This window comes from Paenibacillus sp. FSL R5-0766 (assembly GCF_037971845.1).
Taxonomy (GTDB): Bacteria; Bacillota; Bacilli; order Paenibacillales; family Paenibacillaceae; genus Paenibacillus.
On the sequence record NZ_CP150227.1, the window covers coordinates 6,270,437 to 6,296,435 of the forward strand.

At 42.9% G+C, this 25,999-nt stretch carries 14 protein-coding genes; all 14 read right to left on the bottom strand.

Annotated elements, in window-relative coordinates:
- Positions 1-344: 344 nt before the first annotated feature.
- The gene (locus MKY66_RS27180) at positions 345-1,067 is read right to left on the bottom strand and encodes a response regulator transcription factor (RefSeq protein ID WP_026081439.1); all 723 of its coding nucleotides are present in this window, start codon (positions 1,065-1,067) and stop codon (positions 345-347) included.
- 7 nt (positions 1,068-1,074) lie between these two features.
- Positions 1,075-2,235, bottom strand: a complete 1,161-nt coding sequence (locus MKY66_RS27185; RefSeq protein WP_074092506.1) for a sensor histidine kinase — start codon at positions 2,233-2,235, stop codon at positions 1,075-1,077.
- Between the two features lie 47 nt (positions 2,236-2,282).
- A complete protein-coding gene (locus MKY66_RS27190) occupies positions 2,283-5,006 on the bottom strand; it encodes a stalk domain-containing protein (RefSeq protein WP_076209816.1) in 2,724 nt (907 codons plus the stop codon).
- Between the two features lie 576 nt (positions 5,007-5,582).
- A complete protein-coding gene (locus MKY66_RS27195; protein ID WP_076209815.1) occupies positions 5,583-5,933 on the bottom strand; it encodes a hypothetical protein in 351 nt (116 codons plus the stop codon).
- Position 5,934: 1 nt separating this feature from the next.
- The gene (locus tag MKY66_RS27200; RefSeq protein ID WP_076209814.1) at positions 5,935-6,825 is read right to left on the bottom strand and encodes an RHS repeat-associated core domain-containing protein; all 891 of its coding nucleotides are present in this window, start codon (positions 6,823-6,825) and stop codon (positions 5,935-5,937) included.
- Positions 6,801-7,583 (bottom strand): hypothetical protein, encoded by a 783-nt coding sequence (locus MKY66_RS27205; RefSeq protein WP_076209813.1) that lies wholly within the window; start codon positions 7,581-7,583, stop codon positions 6,801-6,803. Before MKY66_RS27205 ends, MKY66_RS27200 begins: the two co-directional genes overlap by 25 nt.
- A gap of 195 nt (positions 7,584-7,778) precedes the next feature.
- Positions 7,779-11,597 (bottom strand): SwmB domain-containing protein, encoded by a 3,819-nt coding sequence (locus MKY66_RS27210; RefSeq protein ID WP_076209812.1) that lies wholly within the window; start codon positions 11,595-11,597, stop codon positions 7,779-7,781.
- Between the two features lie 208 nt (positions 11,598-11,805).
- Positions 11,806-13,008, bottom strand: coding sequence for a methionine adenosyltransferase (gene metK, locus MKY66_RS27215; RefSeq protein WP_062836985.1), 1,203 nt, complete (start codon positions 13,006-13,008; stop codon positions 11,806-11,808).
- A gap of 255 nt (positions 13,009-13,263) precedes the next feature.
- Entirely contained in the window at positions 13,264-13,536 is a 273-nt protein-coding gene (locus tag MKY66_RS27220; protein WP_076209811.1) for an alpha/beta-type small acid-soluble spore protein, read from the bottom strand.
- Between the two features lie 148 nt (positions 13,537-13,684).
- A complete protein-coding gene (locus MKY66_RS27225; RefSeq protein WP_076209810.1) occupies positions 13,685-14,278 on the bottom strand; it encodes a hypothetical protein in 594 nt (197 codons plus the stop codon).
- Between the two features lie 177 nt (positions 14,279-14,455).
- Positions 14,456-17,062 (bottom strand): hypothetical protein, encoded by a 2,607-nt coding sequence (locus tag MKY66_RS27230; protein WP_076209809.1) that lies wholly within the window; start codon positions 17,060-17,062, stop codon positions 14,456-14,458.
- A gap of 233 nt (positions 17,063-17,295) precedes the next feature.
- Positions 17,296-20,949, bottom strand: a complete 3,654-nt coding sequence (locus tag MKY66_RS27235; RefSeq protein WP_076209808.1) for an S-layer homology domain-containing protein — start codon at positions 20,947-20,949, stop codon at positions 17,296-17,298.
- Positions 20,950-21,467: 518 nt separating this feature from the next.
- Positions 21,468-21,809 (bottom strand): hypothetical protein, encoded by a 342-nt coding sequence (locus MKY66_RS27240; protein ID WP_036612519.1) that lies wholly within the window; start codon positions 21,807-21,809, stop codon positions 21,468-21,470.
- Between the two features lie 206 nt (positions 21,810-22,015).
- Complete coding sequence (locus MKY66_RS27245) at positions 22,016-25,969, bottom strand: S-layer homology domain-containing protein (protein ID WP_076209807.1); 3,954 nt, start codon at positions 25,967-25,969, stop codon at positions 22,016-22,018.
- Positions 25,970-25,999 lie beyond the last annotated feature (30 nt).

Here is a 25,999-nt window from a genome sequence, read left to right on the forward strand (position 1 = left end):
CCTCGGAAGGTCATGCTCACCCATGGCGAACATCCCTGTATACAACAAGTATATGCTGTACTTCTTGAAGGGTTACACTTGCATTTCCTATCACTCATATTCCACGCTGATCGACACCGGACGAAGAAAGACAGGCCAGGTCATTCATTCACGCCTAGCTTGAACATATGTTCCGCACAACCTTACACTTTGCTCATTTGCAGTGATAAAGTCCATTAACCCGCAGACCAATCCAACATTCTGGAAAGGGCGCGAGTGAACACCAATCTATACTTCGTCTAGGTTGAATCAACCAATGGACTGACTTACCATAAGAATACTGCTTTACGCAAAAACATAAGGTATTAGAGCGTAACCCAACCATATTTGATCGAATTGATAACAGCTTGAGTACGGTCGTCCACTTCCATCTTCTGCAGAATACTGCTGACATGGTTTTTTACTGTTTTTTCACTGATGAACAGGAATTCACCAATCATTTTATTGCTCTTACCTTCTGCCATCAAGCGAAGCACTTCAGCCTCACGACGTGTAAGCGGGTTATTGTCGCCAGCGACAAATTTAACGCCTGCTTCCTTCGAAGCTCCTTCACTCATTGCCCCTGTTTCATTAAGATACGTCATACGACGCAGCTGCATGATCAGTTTGCCTGTTACTTTCGGATGTATGAACGCATGTCCTTCATGCACGGAACGAATCGCATTGATCAGAGACTCGGCCTCCATATCCTTCAGCAAGTATCCGTTAGCCCCTTTACGAAGCGTCTCAAATACATAACTTTCATCATCATGAATGGACAAGATAATCACTTTGACATCGGGGAACAGCTCACGCAATTTCTCCGTTGCTTCAACCCCGTTTTCGATTGGCATGTTGATATCCATCAATACGATATCAGGTTTATCCTGATTGCAGAATTCGAGCACTTGAATTCCATCGCCGCATTCGCCGATGACCTCAATGTCGTCCTCCATATTTAAAATGCGTTTCAGTCCCTCACGGAACAGCTGATGATCATCAGCCAAAAGAACTTTAATCGATGCTTTACCAGTATCACGGTTTTCCATCATCCTGCTACTCCTTTCCCTTATCCACGTTTGTCGGGATATGAATCACTATTTTGGTTCCTTGATTTTCTCCGGATTCAATCTCTATTCTTCCTTCTAACAGTTCAACCCGTTCTCTCATCCCAATCAGACCGAAGTGAGTATGATCCTTGCTTTTCTTCGCAAGAAGCTCCGGTTTGAACCCAAGCCCATTGTCCTGAACGACAATTTTGACGAGCTGAGCCTGGTATGTAATTTCCACTACAACATATGTGGGATAAGCATGCTTTGCAGCATTCGACAGACCTTCCTGCACAAGGCGGTAGATCGCAGCCTCCATCGCAGAAGATAAACGGTGTTCTTTACCTCTTGTTTCAAAAAGCGACCGGATTTTTGTTTTTACCTCAAAATCCTGCACGTACTTCCGAAGCGTTGGAATCAGTCCCAGATCATCCAGTGCCATAGGACGCAGATTGAAAATAACTTTTCTCATTTCTTCAAGACTGGAACGAACCTGGCCTTTCAAATCTACTATTTCGGCCTGGACCATCTTAAAATCCTGCTTAATGAGCATTCTTTCTACAATTTCCGTCCTAAGCACTAGATTGGCGAGCATCTGCGCAGGCCCGTCATGAATCTCACGAGCAATACGTTTCCGCTCTTCTTCCTGGGCCAAAATTATTTTCAAACCAATCATTTGTCGATTTTTGGCAGATTCGATGATCCGGGTCACTTGACCCAGTTCACCTGACAGGTATTCGAGTACAACACCCATCTGCGAACCGATGGTCTCGGCACGCTCCACAGAAGCTTCCACATTTTTGGCACGCTTCTGTAGGTCATCCCGACGGGCCTTCAGATACATTTCCTTCTCACGATAAATCATCAGATCCAGCTGCAGCTGTGTTGCTTTCTCATACGCCTGCTTGATATCATGCTCGGAATAACGGACAAAGTCGCGGCTAACCTCAGTCAGCCGGATCCGGGAACGGCGGTAGTTCAGCTCCAATTGATCTACTTTCTCGATCGTTTCCGCCGTTTCCTTCAGCACCGACTTTAACTCCTCGTTGAGTGTTTTCAGCTCATCGCGAGTTGCGTCCATAATTTCGAACATTTGATATTTGCTGTTTTCCATGACTTGTATGGCGTTTTTAATGACGCGGTCTATGGCATCGGCTTGTAAATCCACGTTTGTTCGACTCCATTTCTATCGTTTCCGGTATATATCATACCATATCACGATGAGATGGTAACGGTCTTCGTTTTCTGTTCCCATTTTACAGTCAGACCAAGTTGCTCGGAAACGAGTCTGAGCGGGACTAAAGTCCTACCACCCGTTACGTATGGTGCAACAGTTGCGCTCTGTCTTTTACCATTTAGAATGAATTCTTTCTGCCCTACAACCAGATCAATCAGCTTGCCACCACGTAATACCGTGATTCGCTGATTTTTGCTATCCCAGTTTGCCTGACCACCAAAAGCGTCCAAAACATGTTTGATTGGCACATACGTGGTACCATTTTTCAGGACCGGTGCTGCATCAATGGCTTTTTTCGTTCCATTCACTGTCATCGATTTCTGTCCAAGCACAAGCGAAGCTGTACCCGTAGGCAATCCAACTTCACTGGACTTGGAAGGCATCGTGAATGCGATATTGTCAAAAGCAACCGTACCTGATTTCGCACGCTCATCCTGACCTTCTTCCACGTTCACCACATAGACCCGCTTCAGCTTCGCCGGATAGGCGATGTTCAGTCCGTTCAGGTCCACACTCAGCTTCTTCCACCCGTTCCAGTCAATCGCCTTGGCGAGATCGGCATATACCGTTTTGCCATTGGCATCCGTGAATTCGGCACGTAGCCAGTTCAGACTTTTATCTCCCATAACATCCATCGACATTGATGTAGCTGCAGCAGATACCTCTCTACCGGTAGAACCATTCAGTTGTGCATAAGCGTACATTTTGCCTGTTCCAGCAGTCATATCATAACCGAGTTGCAGTACATTGGAGCCGGCTTTTTCACCAGTTCCTGCTGTAACGGTTGCTGTACCAGTTACACCCGCTGCGTTCGTTGTGAAGTTAATCGGATAATTCACATTTTCGAAGTTCTCCCAGATCGTTTCGCTCGCAGAAGCCGAGAGTACCACGACTGTGCTGTAACCATCATAACGTCCAATCGCATATCCTACTTGTGCATCGGAATTGACGGAAGATACGGTTAATTGGTCAGCAGTCACTTTACCTTTGAATCCGATAAATTCCCATGTCAGCGAGTCTGCCGGAACCGTAACACTTTGTCCGCTCTTCGTTGTTGCCGTTACTGGAATCGACATCATTGTGCCTGCTTTGAGCGAACCTAGACCTGATCCTGCTGTCAGAGAAGCCAATTCACTTCCACCCAGTACCGATACTTTAATGGAGGATGAAGCTCCATTGCTCGTTGCCGTCAGCGTTGCTGTGCCTGGCTTCACGCCTTTGATTGTGCCGTTGCTGACACTCACGATACCGTTGTTGCTGGACTTCCAGGACATGCTGATATCGCCTGTTGCGATCGGGTTGTAGTAGGTGTCATATCCTTTGGCTGTGTACTTGCCCTCTTGTCCCACCAGCAGCGTTTGGCTGCCGCTCACAGCAAAGCCCTTCAGTTTACCTACAGGAGCCGTAGAGAACACACCTAGCGTGTTTACAACCTGACGTTGTTCGGTACCATACTCTGTGTTGAAAGTCAGACCGGCGGTTTGCTCACCTAACGGACGTGTTACCATGGTTGTGGAGCCGCCTCCGTCCAGGTTCATGCCTTTCCAGACACCCACACTGGTCATGAAGGATTGCAGTTCCGTCAGCGACATCCCGCTGCTGTTACTATTTTTCTCCGCTGCAATGATGTAGACATACCGACCATCCTGGGAGTATCCTACTGCCGTTCTTGCACGAATGCCACCAATGCCGGAAGATGCGATATCACGGGAGAAGGATGCTGCCTTTCCACCGTTCACAAGAATCGTATGACCGCCAATCATCATCTCCAGGTTACTTGGATCGACCGATTGCCCGGTTGTTTTGGCTTTTAACTTGTAATCCGCATCCAAGGTTTGCCCAACAGATAGATGGCTCATGATCCATGTCGCCGCTGTTCCATGCGCACGCAGAATGTATCCATCCTGCGGCACCGTCATGTTTAGCGCTTTTTTATCCGAGATTTGGGTAACTACTCCGTTCTGCACGAGAACCTCTGTTGGCGTTGTGGAAGGATCATTTGGTCGTTTGCTCGACGTCCATGCCGGTGTATAAATATACATCGAATTGGCATGGCTATATTTCACCGCACCCGACTCTACCGTATAATCCTCTTTATTTATCCCACGCAAAGCAAAGGTTGAACCATCCTGTGCCTTCACAGTTCCGTCAAAGGAATACTCGTCGATCATCGGTTTGCCATCCTTGGTCACCGTCAGGGCATACATGCCTGACAGCTCAGAAGGTGTGGAGACCAGCACGCCATCGGAGACCTGTCCACCAATTGGCGAGAGTTCCCCGGATACATTGAAGTAATCGCCATTTACAGCAGCTACTGCACCATTTTCCTTAGCCATGGCACCTGTGCTCTGTTTACTGTTCAGATTACCGCCCTTGCCTGTCATTACATCCAGCTTCACATACGGGTTCTGCAGATCCACCTGGACTACATCCGCCAGTACGTTGACCTTGGAACCGGAACGTGTTGTTGTATATCTGTATTTCATGAGCTTCGCACCCGAAGTCAGAATTTCTTCACTCAACTTGCTTGTATTCGTAGATGCTGCAGCGGCCACCGATTGCCACGAAGTGCCTGACCACATCTGCCCACCTGCGCTCATCACCGGTGCAATCCAGATCACACCCGCCAGCGTCACAATCGCCCATTTCTTCACCTTACTGCCCTTAACGTCTTCCAGCTGTTTCTCATGTTTCCCCAGCATGTCTGAAACGTCTCTCCCATCTTGTATATCAATCTTAGACATCACGAACACTGCCAAGTAGGCAGCCGATAGCGAGATCTCTAGTATACTCTTCTATTAATAGACTGCTTTTTGTGGAAAAAGTTACGCCCCTAGCCAAGATTGAGGTATATATTGGTTAAAAGCCTTGTCACAAATAATCGTTTCTGAATCTAACAAAAATCCATGTATTGGTTGGAAATCTTGATAAATGAATGATAGTTCTTAAAATCTTCCATAGTGAGAATCTAGGTAATGTTCAAAAAGGTTCCCGTTCCTATATAAGGATACTTCTTTTTCCCTTTATCTAATTGTAAAGGAATTACAAATAGCTTAATAGATATGTATATTTCAATAAAAAATCACTCCATAGTTGGACTTTTTAAGTAAGTCCACACTATAGGGTACAATTATTACAACTTTTCATATTCTCTGACATTTTGGAAGACTTTTATTAACTATACATAGTATTCCTTCGCTTCAGTTTTGGACATCACCGAAAAAGGAGTGAATTCAAATGGCATCTCTATAGTTGGATACAACATGTCCACCGCACCATTACATTGATTCTAATTCCACATAGATTTTATTTAACTCCATGTTTAGTTGTTTAAACAACTTATTATTCTCGTCAGAGTCAATATTCTTAAAATTAGTTTTTCCCAGAAAGGCCATATAGACACTCATCAACTTTGCTTGAATTCTGTTCTCCTCTTCTCTATAAAGATCCATATCAAAAAAATTGTCAATCCTTACTCTCTCTGATTTTGGAAAGCCCTTATGTTCTATAGAAGCTTCCAATACTTCTACCACATAAGTTGCTTCATATACAAAATTACTTCCATTAGTCATATTACACCCCATTTGTAACAGAATAAGAAGGAAGGAACTAATTAGTTTTGTTGTCAAACTACCTTCTCCTTTTTTTGGATTTGAAGTTGAATTCAGGCGGGTACAAGTGATTCGCATCCACATAATTTTCTGCCTGTCTAGTTGTCATTGATACAGTTTTACCATTACCATAATCCAAATAGAACTCGTAGAATATCTTCCCTTTATCGAAAAATTCAATATCCATATATAAATCACCTTCCACAATTATTCCTTTTATTGTTCGATACTGCGCTCCCCTAACAAGCTTTCCATTTACAGATTGATATTTTGTCAGTTGTTCTTCTGCATCTTCATAGTACCCGTCAGTATCACCGTAAGGAACATCTCGTCTGGCCTTTAATTCCCACATTTGACCGTTTGATGTTACTATATCTACCCAATAATGCTTATTAGGCCACCATGCAATTTCTTGTTCTATATGATATTCCAAAGTTGTGCTCAATCCTGTTTTTAAATGTATTGCTTTTGCTGTATGAATTTGGGCAATTTCATGGAATGCTAAATATATTCGATTATCTCCATTAGCATTCAACACAGCATCGGATAATTGTAAATCTGTATATTTCGTTCCATCATTCCTCCCATTCAAAAAGTCCTTCAAGAATCCATTTAAGAGATTTTTTGGCATGTGACCACTTGGGTCCACGTACTTCAACGGGTTATTGTTCACATACGAATACAAATTCAAACTCAGTGGATCGTTCAGTTCTCCTTCGTACGTATCCTCACCGATGAACCGCGCCAAACCTGGGTCGTACCACCGAGCGCGCAAATACTGTAACCCAACTGTTTCATCCCAATACTCGCCAGCATAACGAAGCACATTCGGTACGGTTTCTTCCGTCGTTGATGGTCCACCCCAGATGTCATACGTATACTGATTCAATACTTGACCGGCATCATCCACGAGTCCAACCACGTCTCCGTGACCATTGAATTGGTAGTATTCAACTTGCCTGTTTGCTTGTTCTGACGTGCCCACAGTTGTCCATACAGATCATAGATGTAAGCATAAGTCAGTTCTCCTTTTCCAGAAATTACATTGGCCTCAGCCATGAGTTTGGCTTCTTCATCGTAGTAATAACGAATTGTCTGCTCGCCTTCCGTGCGTTCATACAACAGTCCATCTCCATTATAGCTGTAGGTGACCGTTTTACCTTCACCTGTTGCTTTAATTAAACGGTTCTGGCTGTCATACGTATACTGTGCATCCTTTAGACCGTATACCTTACCACTTCCGGTACTGTACCGGTTACCATTCGGGTCATAAGTATAAGTTTCTTTTTGTGTGCCCGTTTCGGTCTGAATCCGGCTCAATTCATCGTATGTGTATTGATCGGTTTCCCCGTTCTGTGTACGGGACGTGATGTTTTTATTTCCATCATATTCATAGCTGAACTGCTGCACCGTGGAAGTCCCTTGAGAGATCTTGACTCCCGACAGGTCATAGCCATTGAACTGATAGCTTGTGCTGAGGCCATTGCCAAATGACAATTTTTCCAGCAAGCTATTGGACGCGTAACTGAAGGTCATACGATCCACAGGCGTCGTTCCCGATGCTGCGAGTGCGTAATCAAGTCGTGTCCCATCCGGGAACGTCATTCCGTTCAGCACCCCATCTGCTGCACGATAACTGTACGTGGTCTTTCCATAATCATCAGTCATCGATGTTCTGTGGCCGATCTCGTCGTAGTAATCGCATCACCACCTGCTTTTTGGACATCAAATGTCCGATAGGGTACACCATATGTAGGGTTGTAGTAACTTTGCCTTTAACTTAAGACATAAGAAAGAGCTTACATACTTTAACAAAAAAAGAACACCTCAAGAAATGCGCTTCCTTGAAGTGTCCCTATTAATTTATAGATATCCTAACTTGTCCAAAACCCGCTTCAACATGACTGCTGCCTGTGCACGAGTTGCATTACCCTGAGGTTCAAATGTTCTGGCTGTCATGCCTTGAATGATTCCCTCCTGCACCGCTTTGGCGACAGAATCCTTTGACTGGATTTTGTTACTATCCTTGAACTTAGATAGAGTGGTAGCAGCCGAGGATTGCAGAGAGACTGTGTTCCCACCGTAGTTCATCGCACGTACCATCATAAGAGCCATCTGCTCACGCGTAATGGGGCGATCTGGCTTAAACGTACCATCGGTATTCCCCGTAATGATTCCCGCTTCAGCAGCAGCACCGATATAGGCACTTGTCACACTACCACTACGAACATCCTGGAAACGACTTGCTGCAGTAGGTTCTCCATTCAGTCCTAGACCTCTAGCGACCAATTCAGCAAATTCCGCACGTGAAATGTTCTCATTTGGTCGGTAGAAGGAACCACCCGGTGTGCTAATAATCCATTTGGCTGAGAGTTCCTTAATGACCTCACTAGCCCAGTGTGACGCCGTATCCGGATAACTAACGATGTTGTTAACAGGGACTACCGACTGATTGCCATTCAGCTGTCCTTGAACAACTACACCACCTGTCGTATTTTTAAAGGAACTAGGTACATTGGATAACCTAAACGTAACTGGATCGATATACGTAAATCCGGATGTTACACTTGGGGTATTGGCAGCCAATTGCATGGCCAGTTGGCTTTTGGCATTCTGATCTACACGTTGATCGCTTGTTCCATTACCGGCATACAAATATACATCCGTATAATTCGCAAGCTTCTGCGCTCCTGCACCTGCAATTAAACTTTCCATCGTCCCTGATGCAGACACAGGCACCGTCTCTAACTGAACGTATAAGGATGGCACTGCTGCTCCTGTCATTGTACTTGTGTTTGACGCTCCTACACTTCGACTCATAGCTGCCAAATCTATATTAGACAGTTGTACCGTCCAGAGACGATCGCCATATTGCACACCAATCGTGCCTGTGCGGTTACTTGCAGCAATAGAAGTCAGTGCATTCAACGGGAAACCAACATACGCAGCGGATTCGCTGGCCGGAATCTCGAACACCACCGGCTGATTCAATTTCCCCACCATCGAAGCATATTCAAAGGACTGGATCAATTTGGTTGCATCCACGTTGAATTGACGAGTCGGGCGGTTAAAATGTGACATAGCAGATACAGCAGAAGCCGTAGTATTATTCATCACAAGTAAAGACTGACCATAGCTCGATGCATCCAATTCCGACAACCAGGAAGGACGGTTTCCCGACTGATTATTGTTCGAACTATTATTCGTCTGTTGCAACGTAAGTGGACCAAATGCTGTTATCGTGACATTCGACGCATCCCGTAACGGCACTGCCCCAGGTACATAACTCACCGTTCCCGTCTGAGTTGTCGAGGTTACTGCTGAAGTATCCACTTTCAACGTCACCACAGAGCCAGAAGCTGAAGCAGACAATACAGTTGTGGTTGAATTACCAATCACTACACTGAACTGAGATACTGTTAGTGCAGCCTGGGACTGGATGGAATCACGGAAATTAATCTGAACCGTGTCTCCTTGAAGCGTAGCCGACAGGATTTTCCCATTTCCATATGTGTACGTTACTGGAGTCAGATTGAGATATCCTGCTGGGTTATTGTTCAGATCCGTTAATCGCAATGCTCCAGGTACATATGATAACGATATATTTTGTGTATCCTTCACCGCTGAAGCCAGCGTTAACGTAACCAGATCATTTTCGATCTCGGAATCATTAACGAAGACTGGCTTACCATCGACCAGAACAGAATATTGGCTGTTGAGCGGTTTATTCGTCGTTTTCAGTGGTTCATTGTAACGCACCCATAACTTGTTACCACTCACCTCAGCACTCTTAAACTCAGGTGGTTTGGTATCAATTGAATTGCGGACATAGAAGCCGCTGAATCCAGCAAGAGCCTGTCCACGTGTATCTTTTACAGGCCATGAACCTGGCGTGTATGCAACCCGAACGACTTCACCATCCGTAACGGATCGACTGAGATTCAACGTCACAACCGAGCTATTGTTAACCGAGATGCTATTAATGCCTACAGCCGACTGATCCGCAGTTACACTGAATTGTCTTGCCGCATCACTTGAAGTGATATATACCGTCTCAGGATAGTACAACGTAATTGTACTGTAATACACGTTACCTTCTCGCGGCTTGGACATGACTGAATCTAAACCGTTCTCCACATCTCTTGCGCCAAAAGCAGCTGCAGCATTGGAGGATTGATCTGTAAGACGATTACCTGTAGTACCGGGTGCATATGCGATCCGCACAACTTGTCCTACCGCTACACCCGTATCTAAGACAACATATACACTGTCACCTGAGATATAAGTGGAGCTAACGTTTCGATTCTCTCCATTCACGGTAACGGTATAACTGCTGCTCAGTGGGCTGATGCTGCTAAGCCACTTGTCGTACGTTAGACGAATCGTGTTGTTACTATGCATCTTGGCACTCTTAATTACAGGTAATGTTGTATCTCTGCTTAAGGTTTTGAAAGCCCATGATGTAGATCCATTCAAACCTGCGAATGTATTACCTGCTTGATCACGAAACGTATTGGCAGGAATATCGACAACATAGTTCATATTATTCTCTAATGTGCTTGTTGGCGTAATAATCAGTTGTCTGTTGTTCGAACTAAAAGTTGTCCTCGAATCAACGGTTACTCCATTCGCTTTCTTGAGAATGGCTTGACCTGGGAAGCTACGGTCCAGTTCCTTGTTGAACGTCACTGTTAGGTTGCCCGACAAAGACACATTCGTGGTGCCATTGGTAGGAGACAAGGTGGACACCGTTAGGGAAGTTGGGTCCGACTGCACATTGAATCCCCAATCCATGCCGCTGATTCCACGGATGTCATTCCCCTGCTGATCTCGTAAAAAACCTTCAGGTATCACGATATAATATGTACTATTGTTATTGAAATTATTTACAGGATCAATTGTAATCGTCTTAGTGCCAAGACCAGTAATTCGTGGTGATCCTTTAGACGTGATTGGAATTGCTTCAAATAAAGTTCCTGTTCCGCTCCCTTGATAAATTTGAAGTGTGCCTGCTCCAGCAACAACCGGTAGACTAAACGACACTGTCAGATGATCCGAAGGTTTCACCTGAACAGCTGCGTTCTGGGGTATCTTGCCTGTAACTGCCGGCAAGCCTATATTTTGAGTACTAAACGTCCACGCTTTGTTCAATAATCCTGGAAATAAAGTAAGATTCTCACCATCCATGTAAGCAAATGCATTTGCATCAATTTGAACGTAATATGTTCCACCAGGAAGAATATTTCCTTCTGGGAGTTGGATGCTTACAAATTTCCCTTCAGGTGGTGGTGAAGCTGTATCTTCTCCTGTAGACGGTTCGGTATCGTTCACAGGTACAGAAGGATTCGTGATTGGCCCTAAGCTTTCAATCGTTACCAGTTCACTGGATACGTCTACAGAAACAACCTCTGAATCATCGTTGACACGTTTAATGGATATCTTACTTTCCGGACCGATTACTTTTGAAACCGGTCTCGCAAATTCAATACGTAACGGCAATGATCCATCGACGTTTTTGCCGTTCACCGCAGGAACAGTATTCGTTATTCCATTTGCACTTAATTCATTGGCCGCATATGCTCCCTGCTCGACTCCACTCCAACCCGTAAGCCAACCTTGAGCCGTCAGCATAACAATTAAGATTCCCAGCATGCCTTTTCTTGCAATTCTCTTCAATTCCACTGATCTTCCCCCTTATCTGCATTTCTTCTCCTGTCTGATGTACAGACCTCATTATGTATTTCGGTTAGAGAAGGGATTTCATTTAGTTATTTGGGGATATATTCCATAATTTTTCCTTTTGTCCATGACAAGCAGTGAAATCGATGGAGCACAAAAAAGCCCTTAATTCCTTATCGGAATCAAGGGCTTTTTTACTATTGCACCTAACTTACAGACCTGCTTGAGTTTTCAAAAGGTCTACTTTGTCCACTTGCTCCCAAGGTACATCCAGGTCTGTACGGCCGAAGTGACCGTATGCTGCGGTTTGTTTGTAAATTGGGCGACGCAGATCCAGCATACGGATGATGCCAGCCGGACGAAGATCAAAGTTGTTACGCACAAGCTCAACCAATTTCTCTTCGCTGACTTTGCCAGTTCCGTATGTATCCACGTTGATCGATACCGGGTTGGCTACACCAATCGCGTAAGCGAGCTGGATTTCCACTTTGTCTGCAAGACCTGCAGCTACAAGGTTTTTCGCTACGTAACGTGCCGCATATGCTGCGGAGCGGTCTACTTTAGTTGGATCTTTACCAGAGAACGCGCCACCGCCGTGACGTGCATAACCGCCGTAGGTATCTACGATGATTTTACGTCCAGTGAGGCCTGCATCTCCCTGAGGTCCGCCGATAACGAAACGTCCTGTTGGGTTGATGAAATATTTAGTCTGCTCATCCAGCAATTCAGCTGGAACCACAGGCAAGATTACATGTTCTTTGATGTCTTTTTGGATCTGCGCAAGTGTAGTCTCTTCAGCGTGCTGAGTAGACACAACGATTGTATCCACACGTACCGGCTTGTCACCGTCGTATTCAATCGTTACTTGAGTTTTACCATCCGGACGAAGATATTCCAATGTACCGTTCTTACGCACTTCCGCCAGACGGCGTGCGATACGGTGGGATAATGCAATTGGCAAAGGCATGAGTTCCGGTGTTTCGTTCGTTGCAAAACCGAACATCAGACCTTGGTCACCTGCACCAATGTTTTCTGTTTCACGAGCGACTTGTTCCGGGTCACGGTTCTCAAGCGCTGCGTTCACGCCTTGGGCAATATCAGCAGACTGCTCATTCAGAGAAGTCAGAACTGCACAAGTGTTATAATCAAAACCGAACTTGGCACGTGTGTAGCCAATATCCTTAATTGTATTACGAACGATGGACGGGATGTCCACATATTCAGAAGCTGAACTGATTTCACCGATGACAAGCACTAAGCCTGTGGCTACGGAGACTTCGCAAGCTACGCGAGCATTGGGGTCGTTCGCCAGGAACGCGTCCAATACGGCGTCTGAGATCTGATCGCAGATTTTATCCGGATGTCCTTCGGTTACAGACTCCGATGTAAATAGATGCCGGCCTTTAACAGACATGAAGTTTCAACCTCCCATAACTAGTAGTATGGCGATTGCCCGAACAAAACATGACAGCGATTCGTTCACTGTACCCTCGAAGCTTTCCAAAATGGAATAAGGACGCAGGGTCCGCAGTACCGAAGATAAGGATTTTTCAGGTAATTGCCTCAAACGAAAATCAACCTTTCCCTAGTGGAAAAGGTTGTATACCTCAAGTGCCATCTTAACGTATTTGTCAAGACGTGTCAAACGAAATGGGGTAAGGAAAATGCCCTATAAGTGCTGTTCTGCCTGGCGAATTAGCCTTTTGGTGATCTCTCCACCAACCGATCCATTCTCGCGGGAAGTCAGATGTCCCCACCCTCTGTATTGCCCATAGGAGTGATCACTCACTTCACCCAGTTCAGATCCAAATTCTGTATCCGTACCAGCTAAACCTCTGCCACCATAACCCACATTGAGACCAAACTCTGCAGCAATCTCATACTTCATTTGATCCAGCATTTGACGACTTTCGGGTACCACTTTGCGATTGCTTCTAGCCATGATTCCTGCACCTCCATTAATGGATTGTCAACAGTTATAGAGTGAGCAGGAACAAGGCTTGCTAGCCATATTAATGTTTGTTAGAACTGGTTAATCTGAGCAAATGAAATGTATGACTACTGAATAATTCCTTTAACAGCTACAAATCCTATTTCAGAGCATATCCACCACGAACCATTACGGTTAAGCTGTATTTGTTTCCTTCCAAGACCGTGATCCCCCGTCCATCCCTTGGAAAAGAGAGCAGGTGATTGGTCGGCGCTGCCTGTCCATTCGTGAGGTCAATCCCGTCCGTCAGATCAGCTACACCATTTGTACCTTCACTGACGATCACAGCTTTACCGCTCCGTACAATGAACTCCGCGCCAGACTTACCGATCAGCTGTTGACCCGGCTTCACGGTTACGATCTCAACGGCTTCAGAAGCGCCCGAGACCAGTGGAGGAAGGGATGTGTCTCCACCTGTGCTACCTGAGTTCCCGGTTCCTGTAGAACCGGTGTTGTTACCATTTCCTGCATTGCTGTCTGTTCCCGTATTGGTACTACCGCTTCCTGTTGGGATTTTACCACCCAAAGCCTGTTGGATCTGCTGATCTACATAACTCTTTGTTACAACCGGATCATCTGCAGTTCCTGGCTGGCTTGTACCTGCACCGATGGCTGTATTACTGTATACCGACCCAACCCAGACGCCAACACCAATGGCGAGCGCAGCGAGGGATACTTTCATATAAGGTTTCATGTGAATCATTCTCCTCCTCTGGTAATCTATTAACTTTAACTATAGAGAAAAAATAGGGACGCGACAAGCAAAACCTCGTCTCCGTGTTGTAGAAGACGAGGTTTGGATGTCTTAAATAGCAAGAAATAATAGCAAGTATATTCAGTAAGTATTCTTGAATTGTTGTTATCTGGTTATTCAGCCCTCAGGAATCACAGGAATTTCAGGTTCTTCTTTTGGTAACTTGGATACATCGTAACCATAAGCTTGCTCAGCAAGTAGCAGACGTTGTCCTTGGAACTGATCATATATCGCTAAGCGATAAGACCCTCCTCTTAATTTTTCGAAGAAGCTGTCCTCAACACTCCAACTTAAAGTCTGATTGTTTCCTACTTTCACATCTGTTCCTGGAGTCAGTTCTTTCTCAAATACTTTTCCATTCTGAGCTGTAAATGCAAGAATCCATTTGTGTTCATACTCAGCCATTTCGATCTCTTCACTACGATTAAGCGTGTAATTCATGTCAACTTGTACAGAATTGCTGCCCACAAGATATGCTCGAACACTGTTAGCAGTTAATGTGTACGGATAAAGATCAATGTTGTTGAAGTTCCCTTGAACACTTATTGAGGTTGGTGGTACCTCGAATGCCATTGCATTCACATAAGCGGTAGCTTCACCTTCACCAGTAACAAACTTGCTATCTGCAACGCCCTCACCCACAAGCAGACGCAAATCTGAGAATGTAACTGACTTCGGAAGTTTCGCCGAGAACGTCACAATTGACTTCTGACCTGGGCCAGGTGAGCGTTCAGATTGTTTAGCAGTTGCTTTGTAATATTGACCGTCCGATGTCTTAAAATATCCTACCAATTTGCCAAGTCCGTTCTGACGTAGTGATTTATTGGTCATCTCAAATTCGGTATATACTATATCTGAGGATGTTCCAGGATAACGTATCGTTCTACGAACACTCATTTCAGTCTCTTTATCCTGAGCACCAGATGTATAAGTCTTACCTGAGCCAACATAAGATACAGGTTGAATCAATCCTGATGTGTTCAAGGTAATCCACTCATTCGTTTCTTCTTCACTAACTTTCTCGATCAAACTCACTTCAAGACGCCCCATGAGGAGTTCAGAAGGGATTTTGGTCAGAAGATACGCTTCAGTGGTCATGCCTGCCCCAAGAAGCTTCCCACTTTGGGTGTAGATCAGTTTCTTGTCACCATCGATCTGAGCTGAATCAATCGTGAACATTGCATCGAGCTCTGGAAGTTGCACTGTTTTGGTTCCCGCATTACGAATCGTGACTTTAGCTGCCACAATATCACTGTCTAACCACGGCAAGCGTTGTAATGAACCCAAAGATACGCCAAATGTACCTTTATTGTTCTTAATTACAGTCTCTGTAGTTAGACCATCACCGCTTGATACAGACTCTGGTATAGCATAGATTCCTACAGGATAGGAAAAAACTAAAGCGCTAGAAGAACTCGTGGATTCTGTAGTCTCGCTCTTATCCAAAGGACTCATCGCATATAATTTGATCTGACTTGCATCACCGTTGCCTTGAATTGTGGTATTAAGTTTAATCGTTTTGATATCTCCAGGATTTAACTTCAACGTTTCTAATGCCTTTGTTTCAACAGGATAAATGGTACCATCTGCAGTACGAACTTCAAAAGTGTAAGTAGGAACCTTAATTACCTTTTTGCCCTCATTCTTCAATACAAACTGCATATTTAAATCATATTCATTCTCATTTACACGTATTTTTGCAGACTCAAGTAAAGTGGACAGTCGTTGTCCGTCTACAGAAATTATATTAGGTTCATTTGCTGTCGTTTCTACGTTTGATGTGCTTGCCTGCGGTAATTGTAAAGCCGCAACAGGTAGTGCTGTCTTCTCTTCACCCTGTTCCTCTACCAGTAACAATTCTGATTTTAATAGCTTTACCGATGTTGGTAAGGACACCATTAAGCTAAGTGTCTTGTTTGCCTGCGCCTGAATACTGATGCTTGCACTATCCTTATCTGGAGTTAATGGATAATTGGTACCGCTTGGCGTGCGCAAGATCCATTTGATATTCGGGTTCTCAAGCAATTTGTAGCTGATATTATTGAGGTTCACACCGACTTTGACATATTGATTCTTATTTTCCCCAGGGAACACCTTAATACCTGACACCTTAACCTTCACAGACGAGTCACTGAGACGAACTGTTTTTGTCTTCCCTACAGGTGTTGTAACACTATACGATGCAGGAACATTAAATTTCCCTAAGGTACTTTCATAATTAGGCTTACTGAAATCCCACTTCACAATCAGGAAGTTCAAATCACTCAGCTTTACTTCACGCCCAACCTTCATCGTGTAGGTTAGATCTACGCTTGATCCAGCAGCTACGGTTTTCTTTTCTTGATCCTTGGCAATCAGTTTCGGTGAGAACAGCGTGCCACCTTTTGTTTTCACCTTACTCCAATAATCGAGCATCATCAAAGGCTTGCTATCATTGTTCTTATAGGTCAATGTGTATGTAACAATATTACCGTCATCTTGTGAGAGAATGTTTACGTCAGTTAATCTAACTGAACTACGCGCGGTTACCTTAACAGGAGACAAGTTCCCTAAAGTATGTACTACCTTATTCTCTGTTGATGATTTACTAGATGTGGTATTTGAACTATTGGTAGTTGTTTTATTCGTATTATTGTCAGTGTTCGCTGCAACTGTAATTCCAGCAGTTGAACTTAAAACCAAGGCACTTGCCAGAAAACTCACTAAAACCTTTCTTTGCTCCACTTCCAAACCTCCCATAAGTTTCTTATTGCTTTATAGTATAAACGTTTAAGAGAGGGAGAAAGTTACGATGTTGTTGGTTTTAATTCTGAGTATTCTATTCACATCCATATTCCCCTATTGGTAGTAATTATCATTATGAACATTTATCTATGCCGAAAATATTAGTCTCACATGTATGCGGAAAGTAAAAAAGATCTACTCATATGAGTAGATCTTTTTTTAATACAGTTTAATTAGTTAAAAGAAACATTAATTGTTTTTTGAGCTGCTGCTGTATCAGCAGTAAATGTAACTACACCAGCTGTATTGCTTGCAGTATATGGAGCTGTTTCTGCATTAAATGCAGTAACAATTTTGCCAGCAATAGTAGTTGCATCGTCAGTCGCTAAAACAGTGATTCTCACGGAAACATTAACTGTACCGTCAGTGAATGTTACTGTATTGAATCCAGCTTTTGGTGTTGTTGGAGCTGTCACTGTAAGTGTGTGAGTTTGTTGAACTCCAGTTATTTCAGCTACACCAGCTGCATCTTGAGAATCATCACCAACCACATTTGTAGCCGTAGTATCATCAGCAACTGTAATAACTACTGGTTTATCTGCAGCTGCAACATCAGCAGTAAAAGTAACTTTAGCGCCATTTCTTGTTACCGTGTATCCAGAAAGATCACCAAACGCCAACGCAACTTTATTAGCAATAGATGCTGGAGCTTCTGCTGCAGTCACAGGTACCAGTTCAGTTACAGGAGTTCCACCATCATTGAAAGTAACGTTAATGTCACCAGCAACTGATGCAGTAGGAGTAGAAATAGTTAAGGAATTCATTTCTCTAACTCCTGTTACAGCTGCAACGCCGCCATTGCCAGCTGCATCAGTAGCAGTGAAACCTGTTGCTACAGTGTTAAGTTGACCAGTTTGAGTTGCATAAGTGGAAGAAGAAACAGCCAAGTTTCCTGCAACATCCTGCAAGGAAGTAGCATCAGATCTTACACTTACATTATAATCGTCTGTAGAATTCAGTGATCCAGCAAGTGTGATTTTCAGGAGATTACCCGTAACACTTGTGGAATATTGAGTGGAGCTCAAACGATCTCCTGTTCTTACGTTACGAACGATAACATCTTCTGCATACTTATCAGCATCAGCAGATTTAAGGACTTCAGAGAATGGCAACAAGATTGTTCTGTTATTTTCAACAGTCAGACGAGTTTGACCACTTGCAAGTTGAACTTGTGGTTTAACTTTGTCTTTCAAACTAACTGTCCCTGGAGCTACAGCGTTACCTGTTACTGTTTTAATAGTATTTCCAGATAATACGTTAAGAACCAAATCAGTAGTACCAGTTTGTGATGTAAGGCCAGTTTTGCCCAATCCGGAAATTTTCAAAGTAACCAGGTTAGTGCCATCAGCAGAAGCACTAGTTACTCCACCTTGAGATACGCTGAAGTCACCTGCTTTAACTGCAGAAATTGGTTGATCAAAGCGAACTTTGATTGTACCCTCTTCAGTCAAGCGAGCATGTTCAGTTACTCCAGACTCATAAACAACAGTTGTTGCAGCAGCTGTATTGATAGCTGTGGAAACACCGATTTTGTTGATTACGTTATTTGCTGTATCTTTCAGACCCAGCAAAGTGAAGTGTGTAATGTTAGCAGCGAACGCAGGATCATTGATTCCGACAGCGTCATTATCAATGTATTGCGGGAATACGATACGAACGCCTTTACCTTCATTAACTGGAGTTACTTCAGTACCAGAAGGAAGTTGTTGATCAACTCCATTAATTTTCACCAAGTAGTTAGACTTATCTCCAACTGTAACCGGGCTCAAAGCTTTGTTGAAGCTGATGTACAAAGTACGAGTTGCGCTTGTAGCAGAGTTGCCTGAATATTCTGGTGCAACATTATCTTTACCTGTTACAGTTGCAGTGTAGTCAAGCATAGTGTTGTTCAACTTAGTAGTATCGCGAACACCAACGATTTTGAGCGTGTAAGAATCTTCAGTAAGAGCATCATAAGTGGAAAGTTTGAATGCTTTATCTTCAGAAGTACCATCAACGCCAATTACAGTTCTCAAAGCTACAGTTTTGCCATCAGATTTAGTCAAAGTGAAGTATTTAACATCTTCAACTTTTACTTCTTTGCTGAATTTAACATTGATTACTTTGTTGTCCGTGCTGTTCAGAGTTACTTCAGTAACTTCTGGGCGAGTTTGGTCAACTTCAGCTCTCAATTTAGTTTCAGTAGCAGTGATTTGATTACCAGAGTAATCTTTAACATTTTCTACGAAGAATGGTGTTTCATAACCAGGGAATGGGTTAGACTTGAAGCTGAATTCATATACTTCAGGCGATACTTGCGTGAAGGAATCAGCAGCTTTTTTGTCGTTACCTGATTTCCAGTAAACGTTAGATTTAGACAATGTGTCTGGATCAATTTCTTCGCTGAATGTTACAGTTGCTTTTTCAAGTGTAGCTGTTACGTTAGCGATAGTTGGTGCAGTAGTGTCAGAAACCACTTCGAATTCAACTTCTTTAGTAAGAGCTTTGAATCCGTTGAAATCTTCAACACCAGAAACTTCCAACTTGTGGGTTCCCACAGTCAGATCAGTAGAGCTGTATGGTTTCAGGATCAAATCACGTTTACCTTCAGTTACGCTACCGAAGAACGTTTTACCATCCAATTTGAAGTTAGCAGATGTAGCGGATTTAACCGGCTCAGTGAATGTTACTTTCACTGCTTTAGTTCCCAAAGATTTCACTGTTGCAACTTCTGGAAGAGCATTGTCAAGCGGTGTGAATTCTTGGTTAGTTACACTTACAGTTCTTTCTCCCGCTTTAACGTTGCGAACAGAAATTTTGTAAGGTTTTTGATTCTGCAAATTACCAACAACAGTCAAACGAACTGTTTTCTCGTCGGATTGCAATGCAGCGGATTCAATTACAACAGAACTATCTACAGAGTAACGATCTTTGTCTTCAGCAGTCAGTTTGTCAACTTTACCGTCGAAAGCAACATCGATTTCTTTAAGGTTGCTAGCTTTTACACTCTCAACTTTAGTTGCAGAAGTTACTACATAAGTAACTTTTTCAGTGAATTCTTTATCTTTATAAGTAAACTTCACTTCAGTTTCTTTGTTAGCTTCAAGAGCTTTATCCAAAGTTACTTTTACAGTTTCGCCGTCGCTGATTTTGAACTCAACTACTTTACCAGCCTCAGATACTGTGTAAGATTCAACTTTGATGCTTTGAGCTTCGTCAATTGCGTAAGCAGCGCCTACAAGCAATTCACGTGAAGCATTTCCAGCGAAGTTAGCGTTAGCGTCGATCAGACCTGCATTGATCGCTGCTTGAGCATAACCTTTAGCCCATGCTGCTGCAGTGTTGTTTGTTTCAGCCGGGATTTCAAGATCAAGTGCACGAGTCAGGATTGTAGCCATTTCAGCTACTGTCACTTTACCGTTGAAGTCGAAGATTTTCTTTTCAACGTTTTTACCTTCCATGATACCAGCAGCAGTTACTGCTTCGATGTAAGGTACAGCCCAGTTTTTAGCTGTGTAGTTTTTGTCAGTGTAAGAAAGAGTTCCAGTGATCTCTTTCAGACCCAGCAATTTAGTGATAACTTTTGCAAACTCAGCGCGAGTCATGTCTTTGTCAAGACCTGCTGTACCATCCGGATAACCGTTGAAGATACCTTTTGCTTTCAATGCATCAAACTGTTGTTGCGGGGAAACTGCTGTGTCACCGAATGCTACAGATGCAAACATTGAGAATGCCATTGCTGTAGACAATGCTACGGATAAAATTTTCTTCATAACCTTTTTTTCTCCTCCTTGGGCGTTCATAACATTTGAATTTTCTTTTTTAATAGGGTCGCTCGTATTCCTCATATATTGTTGCACCCCCTTTCCAGAGTTGTGAGCAAGTTAATATAAATGATGTCTGTGAGCATATCACAGAAACTTGTAAACTAGTTAATAAAGCAGAATCACACGTAAATAGAGTAGTTTCCTAATCCTACCTTACGTATTATACAATGGGTCTCTCGTGCCGTAAAGCAATTTTTTCTAAAAAATAGACAAGATTCTTCACGAGGTCATTCTTGGTAACAGGCCCAATGTTTTCGACTCTACACTTTAAACGCAGTAGATTTCAAAAAGTTGCGGATTGCACAAAAAAAGTTTTGATTTTTTTTATGTATAGGTACAGTGCGGGTAGTGAAGCCATTCAAAACCTTTTCAAACCGTTGATACAGCAGTGAATCTGGAATTGTGATCTCTGGTTTACCTGTGCTACCAACGTTTATTTATACCCGCAACTTCAGCCCATGAAGCGACAAAATTCACAAAAAATAAAATAAAAAAGCACCCCTATTGGGATGCTTTTCCTGCATTTCTGGAAATATAAGTTATTTAATCTTCATCGCAAGTTCAATAATTTGAGCACGCATATTTGGATCACTGTTCAATCTCAGATACATATCGTCAATTGGTTGTCTGTTCTCACGGTACGTTTTCTCATGCTTCATCGTCGTGTGAGACCATTCAATCAACTCATTCTCAGCCAGAACCAGATTGTTATACGCATCATGGAAGCCAGTGGACTGTACAAGCCCTTCCATAACTTCCTGAGAGATCTCCTGAGTCTTGCGTGTATCTTCCAACTTTTTCTCCAGAATGACTGCCTGCTTCTCAAACTGTGTCTTTGCCTTCATGTAGCCCAGTTGGGCTTTCGAATAAATCGGTTTCATTAGCTAACTTCACCCTCTAGATCATTGTGTATTTACCGTTATTGTATCTTAAACTCTAGCAAATTACAAAAATAGTTATTGGTAAAAATTCTGTTTCTTCTATTATAAAAGTATTCTATGTCAATTCATTGACAGCCATGAAAAGGACCTGCCCCTTTAGAGTAAGGGACAGGTCCTTCCTAAATTGATTCCATGTATCAAATGAATTAACTCAGAGTTTTAGGGAATAATCCTGTGCTCTTTTTGAGCAGTTCCACAGCAATCTTCGCCGCTTCCGCGCGAGTCATGTTCCCTTTTGGATTGAATTGATACGAAGGTTTCTTAGCCCCTGGAACAGTCACAGGGCTTCCCTCCATGATCTTCGCTTTTGTCACTGCTTGTACAGCTGGACGAGCATAATACTCGATTGAAGATGAATCCAGGAATGACTTGCCTAGTGCTGAAGATAACTTGCTATCATTGGCCGCAAGTTTTGCGTTCATTGCACGCGCAATCATAACAGCCGCCTCTTCTCTGGAGACTGGTAATTGTGGCTGGAAGAATCCATCACTGCGTCCTTGTACAATCCCCACAAGCGCTGCTGTCTCAATGGCTTCATAACTCCAAATCTCAGCTCCAGTGCCTTTCCCTACGTCACTGAACGTTTGTTTGGTTGGATTGATCAATGGAATATTCATTCCCTTAACCAACAATGTTGCGAATTCCCCACGTGTTGTTTGATCATCTGCACCGAATGAATTACTCTTCAACGGCTTCATCAACCCTTTGGAATACATCGCATTGAGTACATTTCTTGCCCATGGATGATTTGTGATATCCGAATAACTTCTGCTCTGCTTCATGACTTTGTAATAACCAAACTCATCAAACGGTACAGTAATCGTATGCTTCTTCGTATCTACTTTACCACCAATGGATACCCAGTTACCTGGATTTGTTTTATCTGAGTATTTGTAAACCGTAATTGTAGACCCTACATCATCTACAATGGATGGATCATAATTCAATGTTAATGTTCCCCGCTGTGAAGGTGTCAGGATACGTTCTGCAGCATAGTTGGTAAATGTCCCTTCTACGCTATAAGGAGCTAGACCGTTTGTGCCAGGTTTGTATCCATTGTCACTTTTGTTACCTAGCTCTCCTAAGCCACCATTGATCCAGTAGATATCCGAAATCAGTACAAAATCACCTGTACTTAAAGTAGATGCGAAATTACCAGAAATCGTTGGAGACACTTGTATTGGTGTTTTTTGAACATTTGTACCTCTTTCATCCGAATCAACACCGATTGAATTTCCATAATCATTAATTCGCTCTACAATACCTTTTGCTGGTTCTGCAATACCAAACAAAAGTTTGTTGTTAGGATAAAATTTCGTGATTCCTATCGAGTTCTCCGACTGAAGAACCGTCCCTTTAGGGAAGGACAACGTTAATTCTTTATTGAACACGGTGTATTTATTGGCTACTTTAGGAGCCATATACTGCGAATCTGTTGTAACCGCACTGGTGTAATACACAGTTACCGTATCATTAGTAGTTCCACCATCACGAGTAATGCTAATCTTGATTTTGTTTTCTTTGTCGGCTTTTAATCCCACGTAATCCAGTATGAAACGATTGTTAAAGTCAGGACGTTTAACCGCTGCTTCTTTTCCAATAAGAACCTCAGTTGCTCCCTCTGCCTCGATATCAAACCGAACAAAGTTTTTATTAACCACAATCTGATTACCAACTGTTGGCTGAGGTGCAACAATTCGATATGCCGAAGGTTCGCGGACAATTTCGATTCTCTGTGTAGAGCGGGCACCTGTACTATTAATTAATTCGAGTGTATACACTTGAGTTCCCGGTGCATCAAACTTCAGCCCACGAAGCCGAGCAATAAACTGATCTTCATTACCCGCAAAGTCAGAGCCGGTCGTTTCTCCTCCAAGTGATCCATTGTTAATAGTGTCTCTAACTGGCGCTGTGCCAACGGTTTTACTAAAGATTACTTTTGATCCATATGACACATTAATGTTCTGTGCACCACTACCCCGGAATACCAAGTCATATTCTTTTTCACTTGTTACGTATTTGTTATCTTTGAGCAAAAAGTCTGGAGTAACGGCAAAGATCTTACTCAATTCATCTTCCGTATAAGCCGATACTGTGTCTTTATCAATAGGACTTCTGGCATCTTTAGGAATCAATGTGGGCATGAATGTAGAAATCGTTGAATTATTCGTATCCACTACATTGATCTTCAAAATTATGGATATCGTTCTAGGGAGTCCCCCTGCATCTTCTTCGATAGCCCGTATTTCAATGGTATTCTCTCCGTAGAAGATAGGACCTGATCTCTGAATCGGAAGACTGAAGTTAAAGTCTTTAGTTTTAGGGAAAGCAAGAACTGGAGCTTGTACCAGACTTGCATCAGTCGTTGCCTTTAATTGACCATTAACAATCAACTCAGCCTTGAGATCTGTCAGGGATTTGAAACCAAGCAATTCCCCTTTAAGAGTCAGGTTTTGAGTGCCTTTAGATGAGTCAAAGGTATATGTTCTACCATTCTGCAAGCTCTCTACATAGATCGAACTGATTGTAGCATAGGTCACCTCAACAACTTTTGAGAGTTCTGGTGAAACATTAGTTCCAAATGAGAAGCGGATCTGTTGCTTACCGCTCGCAAGCTTCTTAATAACGTATACTTTTTGATTGGACTCTAAGCCACTAGCAGCCGGAGTGCCAGTATATTCTGTAATATCAAGCTCATTAGCTCCAGCAGGCAAATATACAGCTTTTAGTGTCTTTGAGATCGGTCTGCTAGACTCAACTAATATATAAACTTCATCATCCTGCAATGTTGCCCCATTCAACGCAGTTCTGGAGTCGATCACCCCACCCTTATAATTAGGTAAGTAGTATATGTTAGTGATATCCTGTGCATCCGATGAATATACATAATTTGCTGCATACTCTGCACTGAATGTTCCTTGTGTTACTTTAACTTTAAGAATTTGATTCTTCGCTACGATTGATCCCTCAGGTGTCAAATTATAGGTTGCATTCCCCTGGAACTTAACCATTCTATATTTCACAGATTTTCCATCTGGACCTGTAATCAGTTTCTCATCTTCTACCGTAACATCATAATCCTCAAAGGTTAATTGTCCTCCAGGCTGTATTGACACTTCCCCGTCTGTTTCAAAGTTATTACTACCTTCCTCAAACGGAATCAACACTTCACCAGACAACGTTGCAGTACTCTGGTTTGGATCTGTGAACGTTGCTGGATCATTTCTGCTCAATACAGATTTCGTTTCACTACCAATATTCACTTCGAGTTCGACGAACGGCTTCGTTTTATCAAAATAATAAACCGCACGCTCTGTTTCAATTTGATTGGCTTCACTTATAATTTTAAACTTCAGAATATTTTTACCTGGCAACAATTTCATTTGTGCAGCAAAAAAACTTCCATCTGGTCGTACAGGTGTATCAATGTCGTCCTTACCATTAACAGACACGATCACTTGAGTTGCATTCTTCACATTACCTTGAAAATCCACTCGTTCTGTATCAACTACAGTCTCTGTACCTTCATTTAGATTGTAAGCTACGCTACCTCCCTCAGCTGAAGGATCTGTGAAGAGCGTGAAATTTTCAATAAATGGGGCAGGATCATACAAAACATAGAATGTATCTGAACTTTCCACAGTGCTCTGTCCTTGTGTCCCGATAAATGTAACTTTGTTAAATCCAGAAAACAAACCTACACTATTTGCTGTAAACCGATTGTTACCATTGTCAGTTATGGCAGTCGTAGTCGTACGTGTCTCATCAACTTTCCATTCTTGGACAGCTCCAGTTTGAGTAAGATTCAACTGCTCTACTTTCACTTTAAGTGATGTTCCATTAACCATAGAAAATGTACCTGTTATTGTTAATGATGACGTTGGGCTTTTATAAACATTATCCCGAGTGATAAATTCACCTTTGTTAGAAACTAACGAAAGTCTTGAACTTTCTCGGATCGTTCGATCGGATGGCGTAAAATACGTTGAAAATGCATCTGCAGCGGACGCAACGGACCCACCGAACAGACCTTGTGGGAACAATGAGAACACCATGGTGACCAACATGATCCATACCAACGGCCGTTTCTTCTGTTGCATTAAATATCATCTCTCCTCTTTTTAAGTCAG